Below are 8,938 nucleotides of genomic sequence, written 5' to 3'. Positions count from 1 at the left end.
CATATGTGTAAAAGAGACAGGCCCGGTCCGCCTCGGCCCGGCCCCGGCCGTGCAGGGCGGCGAAGTAGCGGGCGTTCTCCCGCACCGTCAGGTCCGCGTAGACGCTCGGCGCCTGGGTGAGGTAGCCGACCCGGTGGCGCAGCTCCGGCGCACCGGCCGGGTGGCCCAGCACGGTCACCGTGCCGGCGGTGACCACCTGCACCCCGACGACGGCGCGCATCAGTGTGGTCTTGCCGCTGCCGCTGGGGCCGAGCAGCCCGGTGACCGCGCCACGCGGCACCCCGGCGTCGATCCCGTGCAGTACCCGCCGTCCGCCCCGGTCCACGACCAGGCCCCGGACGGCGATCGCGTCCACCATCGCCCACCTCCAAAATTCATCGGCTGTTGAAATCAACGGTAGTTGAATTCTTTCGGACGGGCCAGGCCCCGATTTCGCCATAGCACGGGCTTTAGCCTCCGTATCGGACACCATGTCCGTTGTGGGGCATTGCGCCCGGATCGGACCTGCGGCACGATGGCGCAGTGGATCACGCTCCGTCACCGGACAGTGGGTTCTTCGACGACTGGGCCGCGCGGCTGCGGGCGACCGCCGACCGGCCCGTGGTCGGCATCCTGCTGCGCGGAAGCCACGCCCGTCGAGCCGCCACCCCGCACAGCGACGTCGACGTCGACGTCCTGGTCGGTGGAGCCCCGTACGCCGAGCGCCGGGCCTACCTCGCAGAGCACTCCGGGCGCCTGACCCACGTCTCGGTCGCCGCCCGCGACATCCGGTCCTGGGTGACGCGCCTGGGCGAGCCGGCCGACTGGGCGTTCGGGCTGCCGGTGACGGCCCCGGCGCGGCTGCTCTGGGCCGACCCGCACTGGCGGGACCGGATCAACCTGACCGTGCTCTGCCAGCCGGCCGACGAACCTCGGCTGGAGGACCTGATCGCCACGCTCGGCAAGGTGGCCGCCGCGCGCGACGCCGCCTACGAACTGGTACGCGGCATCACGCTGGCCGGGTCGCACCACCGTGGCGACATCGCTTCGTCCGCGATCGACGGCAGGATCACGCTCCCCGCCTGAGCCCTCCGAAGCGGCCCCGGCCAGTCCGGCGGCCTGTCCCTGCCCCGGCGACGTCACCCAATCCGGTGTCGCCTGCGCCCTGACGGTGTCGCCCAGTCCGATGGCTCGCCCGACCCTGGCGATTGTCGACCGGCCCGGTGTCGACCGGCGGGTCGGCTGTCCGGCTGCCCTGATGGTGCTGATCCGGTTCGGCCGGCGATCCGCCGCGCCGGACGTCGCTGACCGAACGGTCGGCGGTTGTGGTCGACGGGCCGCAACGCAATCACCTCCCCGCAGCGTATTAGTGGCTAGTGCGGTGTCCAGGAACGTTGGCGGTGTCGCGGCGCGGCCCGGTGAACGTTTCTGGACACCGCACTAGGGAGGGAGGCGGGATGGCAGCCGACGAGTTCGAGACGTTCGTCCACCGCTCCGCGCCGGTGCTGCGCCGGTACGCGCGTGCGGTCGCCGCAGACCCGGACCGGGCGGAGGATCTTCTCCAGGAGACCTACGTCCGGGTGGCCGGGGTGTGGCATCGCGTGCTCGCCGACGGCAACCCGGTCGAGTACGCGAAAGTCGAGATGATCCGGCTGCACACCGGTCGGCTCCGGACGCTGGTCCGCCTGCTCCGGCCCACTCCGCCGGCGTCTCCGCCGGTCGCCGACGGCAGGTCCGGCCGCCAGAGCGAACCCGGCCGTGTCGCCGAGAGCGGATCCGATCGCGTGGCCGACAGTGGGCCCGATCGCGTGGCCGACAGTGGGCCCGATCGCGTGGCCGACCTCGGGTCCGAACGCGTCGAGGACGGTGGCCTGCTGCGTCGACTGCTGGCCGGGCTGCCACCCGTGCAACGGGCGGTGCTCGTCCTGGCATACCTCGACGATCTCGACGACGCAGCGATCGCCGAGGCTGTCGGGCGACGTCCGGCGGCCGTCCGGTCCCTGCGGCGCCGGGCGCTCGACGCGATCCGCCCGGGACTGCCGGCCGGCCGTGCCGGAGCCCTCCCGGAGGTCGTGCGATGACCGGCGCCGTTCCCCGAGGCCGCGCGATGACCGGAGCCGTTCCCAGAGGCCGGAGCCGATCGGGATGTGACGGCATGACCGGAGTCGATCGGGAGGTGGCGCGATGACCGACGTCCGGGCTGCTCTTCGGGAGGTCTGGGACGGCGGGCCCGGCGGGGGTATGTCGGGTCCGGATCCGCTCCCGGCGGTGCGGGCCCGCCTGCGTCGTCGTCGCCGGGCCCAGGCCGTCGCCGTGGCGTTGGCGCTCTGCACGGTGGTCGGCCTGGGGGTCTTCACCGTGGTGACGGCCGGTCGACCGGCACCAGCGTCGCCGGCCGCGGCGCCCGCCAGTCCGGCCGTGCCCGAACTACGTGGCCTGCCGGCCTATCTGCGGCCGGCCGACCCCGCCGAGGCGGTGCTGCGGATGGCGCGTCCGCAGGCGGTGCCGACCGGCGACCGGGTGGCGTACGAGGGGGACGGCCCGGTGATCCGGGTGGTCGCGGTCTTCGACTTCGAGGCGGCGCTGGGGCTCCCCGGGGTATCCCGCGAGGTCACCGTGGCGACTGCGGCGCAGGTGCTGGCCACGGACGACGTGGCGACCTCGACGGCGTACCTGTCGGCGTGGCTTCCCGACGGGCGTACCCTGTTCGTTTCCGTGACCGGGGACACGCCGCAGGTCCGTGCGGCGACGCTGGACGCTCTCGTGACGGCCAACCTGGGCTGATCTTGGCCGGTCAGACCGGGTGGACCGGCCGATCGGCCCTGACCATGCGGTTGACATCCCGTGTCACGATCATCGTGCCGGTGGCCTGCTCGGGCCGCCGGGTGCGGGGGAGGAGGACAAGGTGACCGGCTTTCTCGGCACGGCACTCAGTTTCCCCACCGTGCTGTTCAGCTTCCTGCTCGTGGTCGTCGTCGGCTACTGGCTGCTGGTGCTGACCGGGGTGCTGGATCTGGGCGACGACCTGGACGTCGACGGCGGACCGGGTACGTTCCTCGCCGGTCTCGGGCTCGGTGGCGTACCCAGTGCGATCATCTTCTCCCTGCTCGTCGCGGTGGCCTGGTTCGTCAGCCTGGCCGGTACCGCGCTGCTCGACGGCATCGGGCTCGGCGCCGGCACCCGGATCGCGGTCTCGGTCGGCGTGCTGCTGGCCGCCGCGTTCTGCGCGTACGCGGTGACCCGGCTGGTCGCGGTGCCGTTGGGACGCCTCTTCCCGACCGATTCGGACGCCAGCCGTAACACCTTCGTCGGCCGCCTCTGTGTGGTGCGGACCGGTACGGTCACCGCCGACTTCGGTCAGGCCGAGGTGACGGCGGCGGACGGCTCGTCGGCCGTGGTGCAGGTCCGGCAGCCGGGCGACGAGAAGATGACGGCCGGCACTTCCGCGTTGATCTACGACTACGACACCGAGGGTGAGTTCTTCTGGGTGATGCCCGCCGGGCCCACCTTCGACCCCCTGAGACATGCCCCCGAGTAATCGCCCCTGGTGAGTCCGCTTCCGCGCGGATCACCCCGACCTCGCCCGAGGCGGTCGGTGCGAACCCCCTTCGTCCGGCCCGCCCGCCACGCTGCCCCTGACGTATCCCCTCGAAAGGAGGATGCGCGGCGCCCCGCCCCGGCCCCGTCGCCGGCTGCCGCCGTCCGCGCGCCCAACCATGGAAGTGATCACCACCGGAATCGGTGTACTCCTCGCCGTCGTCCTGCTCGTCGCGCTCGGCGTGGTGTTCATGGTCAGTCGGCTGTTCCGCAAGGTCGAGCAGGGCAAGGCGCTGATCATCTCCAAGATCCGGCGGGTCGACGTGACCTTCACCGGCGCGGTGGTGATGCCGGTGCTGCACAAGGCCGAGATCATGGACATCTCGGTCAAGACGATCGACATCGAACGGACCGGCAACGAGGGTCTGATCTGCCGCGACAACATCCGGGCCGACATCCGGATCACCTTCTTCGTCCGGGTGAACAAGACGAACGAGGACGTCATCAAGGTGGCGCAGGCGATCGGCACCGCGCGGGCCAGCGACCGGGAGACGCTCCAGGAGCTGTTCAACGCGAAGTTCTCCGAGGCGCTGAAGACCGTCGGCAAGCAGCTCGACTTCGTCGACCTCTACACCAAGCGTGACGAGTTCCGCGACCAGATCATCCGGGTCATCGGCACCGACCTCAACGGCTACAGCCTGGAGGACGCGGCGATCGACTTCCTCGAGCAGACGCCGATGTCGCAGCTCGACCCGAAGAACATCCTCGACGCCCAGGGCATCCGGAAGATCACCGAGCTGACCACGCAGGAGCACGTCCGGACGAACGAGTTCCGGCGCAGCGAGGAGAAGGAGATCACCCGCCAGAACGTGGACGCCAAGGAGGCGATCCTCGAACTGGAGCGGCGGCAGGCCGACGCCGAGGCCAAGCAGCAGCGCGAGATCGAGACCGTGCGGGCCCGCGAGCAGGCCGAGACCACCCGGGTACGCGCCGAGGAGCGGCTGCGGGCCGAGACGGCGAACATCCGTACCGACGAGCAGTTGGGCGTCCAGCACGAGAACCGGGCGCGGGAGATCGCGGTCGCGGAGAAGAACCGCGAGCGGGTCATCGCCATCGAGACCGAGCGGATCGAGAAGGACCGCATGCTGGAGGTGATCGGCCGGGAGCGGGAGACCGAGCTGAGCACGATCGCCAAGGACAAGGAGGTGGAGGCCGAGAAGCGGGCCATCGCCGAGGTCGTCCGGGAGCGGATCGCGGTGGAGAAGACCGTGGCCGAGCAGGAGGAGAACATCAAGCGGCTGCGCGTGGTCGAGGAGGCCGAGCGGACCCGCCAGGCGGTGGTCATCCAGGCCGAGGCCGAGGCGCAGGAGAGCCTGGTCAAGGACATCAAGGCGGCGGAGGCCGCCGAGGCGGCGGCGAAGTACAAGGCCCGCGAGGAACTGGTGCTGGCCGAGGCCCGGCAGCAGGCCGCAGAACTGGACGCCCGGGCGAAGATCCGGCTGGCCGAGGGAGTCCAGGCCGAGACCGCAGCGGCCGGCCTGGCCGAGGTACAGGTCAAGGAGCGCAGTGCCGAGGCCATCGAGAAGGTCGGTCGGGCCGAGGTCGCGGTGGAGCGGGAGAAGGCACTGCTCGTCGCCGACGCGGTGCGCGAGAAGCTGAAGGGCGAGGCCGAGGGTCTCACCGAGAAGGCCGCCGCGATGGCCGCGCTGGACGACGCGACCCGCGAGCACGAGGAGTACCGGTTGCGCCTGGAACTGGAGAAGGAGGTCCGGCTCGCCGGGCTGGACACCCAGCGGCAGGTCGCCGAGGCACAGGCCGCCCTGGTCTCCACCGGTCTGGAGAAGGCGAACATCGACATCGTCGGTGGGGACAGTGTCTTCTTCGACCGGCTGCTCAGCTCGATCTCGTTCGGCAAGAGCGTGGACAGCTTCGTGGCCCACTCGGACGTGGCGAAGAACCTCGCCCAACCGTGGCTGGACGGCAAAGCCAGCTTCACCGACGACCTGACCCGGATGATCGGCTCGCTGAACACCGCCGACGTGCAGAATCTCACGCTGTCGGCGTTCCTGGCGCAGCAGATGCGCTCCGGCGGTGCCGACAAGGGCAAGCTCCAGGAGCTGCTGAAGGCCGCGCAGCGCCTGGGTGTGGCGGACACCCCGGTCGCCGCCCTCACCGGTTCGCGGCAGCCCGCCGGTGAGTGAGCCGACCGCCGGTCCGGCGACCACCGGGCGTATGCCCGGTGCCGCCGGGCCGGCCCCGGCGGGCCGGTCCGGCGACGGACCCGATCCGGCCGAGGTCGTGTCGGACGGCGGTACCCGGCCCGGGCTGGACGACGGCAGCTACGAGGTGCTGCGCAAGCGCCTCGCTGGACAGGCCGCCGAGCTGGCCCGGCGGGCCGAGTCGCTCAACGCCCGCCGGTTGGAGGTCTTCGGCAGCACCGAGCTGCGGCTGCTGAGCACCGAGCGGATCCGTACGGAGCACAACTGCGTGCCCCGGGACCTCGTCCCGGTCGGCGGGCTGATGCTGTTCGGCTACAACGTCTTCATCGGCCTGAAGCCGGAGACGACCGTCGACGACGTCTTCTCGCTGCACCGATTCACCCGCGAACAGCGCGAGGGTGAATCGGAGGAGGTCGCCTTCCGGTTCGACGAGGCCGGTCAGGACGAACTGCCCGGCCTGCTGCGGCACCCGCAGTTCGTCCGGGACTTCGGCGAGCTGTACCGCTACTACCGGCAGGCGCGCCTGCTGCAACTGCGCCGCGTCGACGCCCGGCTGCTGGCGGTGTTCCAGACCGGGCCGCGTACCGAGGACATCCGGGTGCTGCGCTGGCAGGTCGGCGTGGACGGCATCCCGGAGTACCTGGACAGCCGGGGAGAGCGGGACCACGTCTTCCCGCCGAGCCACGACTTCGAGTGGATCGAGACGACCCGGCAGGACCACGTCCTCGGCCGGCACCCGCACATCGACATCGACGGCGAGGTCTTCGTCGAGACGGTGGGCGGCACGCTGACCGTCAAGGTGGAGAACAACACCGAGGTCGGCGAGGGCATCTACAGCGAGCCGGTGGACGAGCCGTTGCAGAGCCTGGCCGACGCCGACGTGCAGTGGGCCCGGGTGGGTCCGCTGATCCTGCTGCGGATCCTGCCGTACAAGGAGACACAGTGGCGGCACCTGGTCTTCAACACGCTCACCCGGGAGGTGGTCCGCCTCGACGGCATCGGGGTGGCCTGCCAGCGGCTGCCCGAGGACCACGGCATCATCTTCCCGGGCGGGTACCACCTGGCGACCGGCGTCACCCGCACCTTCGACACCGAGGTCGCCGACCTGGAGTTCGAGCGGGTGGTGCGCTCGCCGAACGGTGAGGACGTGCTCTACGTCTTCCACGCCCGGGCCGAGGGGCGCTCGCTGCTGCTGCCGTACAACGCGATCCGCAAGGAGGTGGCCGCGCCGATCCCGTGCCACGGCTTCTCCCTCTTCGACGACGGCACGCTCGTGGTGTTCCGGGCCGTCTCCGAGGAGCCGACCCGGGTCCACCCGATGCAGATCTGGCAGACGCCGTACGTCTCCGACGCGTACGCGGCGGCGCAGCCGGCCGGCACCGGTCCGCTGGAGCGGATCGGCAACGCCGACCTGGTACGCGGCATCTCGGACTGCCTCTCGGCGGCGCGGATGGTGCAGGGCAGCGCCACCGCCGGGGTGTACGAGGCGCTGATCGCGGCCTGTGCCCGGATCACCGACCACTTCCACTGGCTCGGCGAGGACGAGCTGGGTGACCTGGCCACCCCGCTGAGCGGTCTGCGGCGTACCGCCAGCTCCGTGCTGGAGGAGCACGAGAAGGTCCGTACGCTCACCGAGCAGGCCCGCGCCGAGCTGGACGAGAGCGCCGAGCAGATCGCCTCGCTGGCCCGCCGGGCCCGGGGCGAGGCGCCGCTGACCGCCGACGACTGGGTCACCCAGCTCGGTGGGTTGCGTCGGGCGCGCGGACACCTGGAGTCGTTGCGCGAACTGCGGTACGTCGACCACGACCGGATCGACGAGCTGGCCGCCCGGCTGGACGAGGAACTGTCGGTCGCCGGTCGACGCGCGGTCGAGTTCCTCCGCCGTGACGAGGCGTTCACCGGCTACCAGCAGGAGGTGGATCGACTCGCCGCGCGGGCCGCCGAGATCGGCACCGTGGCCGAGGCCGGCACCGTCCGCGACGAGCTGGCCGCCCGTACCGACGGCCTGCAGACCATCACCGACGTCGTCGGCGGGCTGGACATCGCCGACGCGACCGTACGGACCGGCATCCTGGGCCGGGTCGGTGAGGTGCTGGGCGCGGTCAACCGGGCCCGGGCAGTGCTCGACAAGCGACGCCAGGAACTGGCCGCGGTGGAGGGCCGGGCCGGTTTCGCCGCCGAGTTCGCCCTGCTCGGGCAGGCGGTGACCGGGGCGCTGGCGGCGGCGGACACCGCCGAACGCTGCGACGAGCAACTCGGCCGGCTGCTGCTGCGCGTGGAGGAGCTGGAGTCCCGGTTCGGCGAGTTCGACGACTTCCTCACCGAGCTGTCGACCCGGCGTACCGACATCTACGAGGCGTTCTCGGCGCGCAAGCAGGCCCTGCTGGACGAGCGGTCCCGGCGGGCCGACCGGCTGGTCGGGTCGGCCGAGCGGATCCTGGTCAGCGTGCAGCGGCGGGCCGGCACGCTCGGCTCACTGGACGAGATCAACACCTACTTCGCGGCCGACCCGATGGTGGGCAAGCTCCGCTCGGTGGTGGAGGAACTGCGTACCCTCGGCGACGCGGTGCGGGCCGAGGAGTTGGACGGCCGGATCCGGGCCGCTCGCCAGGAGTCCGGTCGCGGTCTGCGCGACCGCCTCGACCTGTACGCCGACGGTGGCGAGACGATCCGGCTGGGCCGGCACCGCTTCGCGGTGAACACGCAACCGGTGGACGTGGCGGTGGTGCCGGCCGAGGGCCGCATGGTGGTGGCGGTGACCGGCACCGACTACCGCGCACCGGTGCGCGACGAGGAGTTCCAGCAGACCCGGCGGTTCTGGGACCAGCTGCTGGTCTCCGAGTCGGCGCAGGTGTACCGGGCCGAGTACCTGGCCACGGCGATCCTGGCCGCCGCCGAGGCGGGTCGTGACGGGCTCACCCTGGACGCGCTGCACACCGCGGCGGTGGACGCGAACGGGCTGCGGGACCTGGTGCGGCGGATCGCCGAGACCCGTTACGACGAGGGGTACGAGCGCGGCGTGCACGACCACGACGCCGCCGAGATCCTGCGGATGCTGCTGCGCCTGCACGCCGGTGCCGGGCTGCTGCGTTACCCGCCGGCCGACCGGGCCGCCGCGCAGTTGTTCTGGCGGTACGGCACCGACGAACCGACCCGGTCCGCCTGGACCGCCCGGGCCGACTCGCAGCCCCGCGCCCGGCAGC

At 71.7% G+C, this 8,938-nt stretch carries 6 protein-coding genes and 1 pseudogene; 6 read left to right on the top strand and 1 reads right to left on the bottom strand.

From position 1 onward, the window contains the following. Positions 1-358 (bottom strand): ATP-binding cassette domain-containing protein (locus EYA84_RS20225; protein WP_131054616.1); only part of this gene is annotated, 358 nt, incomplete at its 3' end. A 572-nt stretch (positions 359-930) separates the two neighbouring features. On the opposite strand from EYA84_RS20225, the pseudogene EYA84_RS34090 reads away from it, so the two are divergent. The 6 genes and pseudogenes from EYA84_RS34090 to EYA84_RS20195 all read left to right on the top strand — a co-directional run. After that, a pseudogene (locus tag EYA84_RS34090) lies at positions 931-1,065 on the top strand (phosphoribosylamine--glycine ligase); the annotation flags it as partial. A gap of 371 nt (positions 1,066-1,436) precedes the next feature. Beyond that, positions 1,437-2,060: a sigma factor-like helix-turn-helix DNA-binding protein gene (locus EYA84_RS20215; RefSeq protein ID WP_131054614.1), complete on the top strand. Its 624-nt coding sequence runs from the start codon at positions 1,437-1,439 to the stop codon at positions 2,058-2,060. 103 nt (positions 2,061-2,163) lie between these two features. Continuing rightward, positions 2,164-2,763 carry a hypothetical protein gene (locus EYA84_RS20210; protein WP_131054613.1) on the top strand — a complete coding sequence of 200 codons (600 nt, stop codon included), beginning with the start codon at positions 2,164-2,166 and terminating at the stop codon, positions 2,761-2,763. A gap of 121 nt (positions 2,764-2,884) precedes the next feature. Continuing rightward, on the top strand, positions 2,885-3,517 hold the full coding sequence (locus EYA84_RS20205; protein WP_131054612.1) for an OB-fold-containig protein: 633 nt from the start codon (positions 2,885-2,887) through the stop codon (positions 3,515-3,517). A 178-nt stretch (positions 3,518-3,695) separates the two neighbouring features. Then, complete coding sequence (locus tag EYA84_RS20200; protein ID WP_131054611.1) at positions 3,696-5,717, top strand: flotillin family protein; 2,022 nt, start codon at positions 3,696-3,698, stop codon at positions 5,715-5,717. Continuing rightward, positions 5,710-8,938 (top strand): DNA repair ATPase (locus EYA84_RS20195; protein WP_236145861.1); only part of this gene is annotated, 3,229 nt, incomplete at its 3' end. The genes EYA84_RS20200 and EYA84_RS20195, both read left to right, overlap by 8 nt.

The organism is Verrucosispora sp. SN26_14.1 (assembly GCF_004307965.1).
Lineage (GTDB): Bacteria > Actinomycetota > Actinomycetes > Mycobacteriales > Micromonosporaceae > Micromonospora.
The sequence above is the reverse complement of the archived record's forward strand: the minus strand, read 5'-3'. Positions and strand labels throughout refer to the sequence as shown.

Coding starts and splice junctions, on each gene's coding strand:
- EYA84_RS20215 (WP_131054614.1), top strand. CDS start 1,437: ATGGCAGCCGACGAGTTCGAGACGTTCGTCCACCGCTCCGCGCCGGTG.
- EYA84_RS20210 (WP_131054613.1), top strand. CDS start 2,164: ATGACCGACGTCCGGGCTGCTCTTCGGGAGGTCTGGGACGGCGGGCCC.
- EYA84_RS20200 (WP_131054611.1), top strand. CDS start 3,696: ATGGAAGTGATCACCACCGGAATCGGTGTACTCCTCGCCGTCGTCCTG.